The following is a 761-nucleotide window of genomic DNA, read 5'->3' on the forward strand; positions in this document are numbered from 1 at the left end:
TTCGCCACCGAGCCGGTGGAAGCGTCGGGTGACAGCAACCACCGGCTCGTCTCGATCAGTTCAATCCTGTGCCTGCCACCGTATCGGGCCTCCTGGCGGGTGCGGGAATCACCTCGAACGTGGGCGATGTCTCGGCCGGCTGCGGGATCTGTTCGGTGTCCGCCTGCTCCGATTCAGTGTCCGCCGGCTCCGAGTCCACCTGCGCTTGGTGCGGCCGCAGATGACGCAGGAGCACCGCGATGGATACGGAGACGACCACCATCAGCACCGCGCTCACCACCGCGGCGGCATGGAAGCCCGCGGTGAACGCTGCGCGAGCGGAGTTCAGCACCGGGTCGGCGAGCTGAACCGGCAGCTGGTCAGCTGCTGCGACGGCACCGGCGAGGGTGTCCCTCGATGTCTCGGCCGCGGCCTCGGGGGTACCGGCCGGCAGGGAATCGGTCAGCTGGTTCCGGTACACCGCGACTCCGATGCTGCCGAGAATGGCCAGGCCCAGCGCGCCGCCGAACTCTTGGCTGGTCTCGGACACCGCCGATGCCGCTCCCGCACGCTCCGGTGGCGTGGCCCCGATGATCAGGTCGGTTCCCAGCGCGGCGGCCGGTGCGAAGCCGCCGGCCATGAGCGAGGCACCGGTGATGAGCGGGGCTATGCTGCCGCCTGCATCTACCAGCAGGAACAGCGTGACTCCGACGGCGCCGATGGCCAGGCCGGTGGCGATCAGGAAGGCCGGCCGGATCCGCCGGACCAGCACGGGAGCCAGC

At 70.2% G+C, this 761-nt stretch carries 1 protein-coding gene; it reads right to left on the minus strand.

Annotated features, from left to right (window positions below; genetic code table 11):
* Positions 1-55: 55 nt before the first annotated feature.
* Positions 56-761: hypothetical protein (locus ELR45_RS41760; protein WP_240760267.1), on the minus strand; the 706-nt coding region annotated here is incomplete at its 5' end.

Origin of the sequence: Phytoactinopolyspora endophytica (genome assembly GCF_004138495.1) — a bacterium.
Classification (GTDB): Bacteria; Actinomycetota; Actinomycetes; order Jiangellales; family Jiangellaceae; genus Phytoactinopolyspora; species Phytoactinopolyspora endophytica.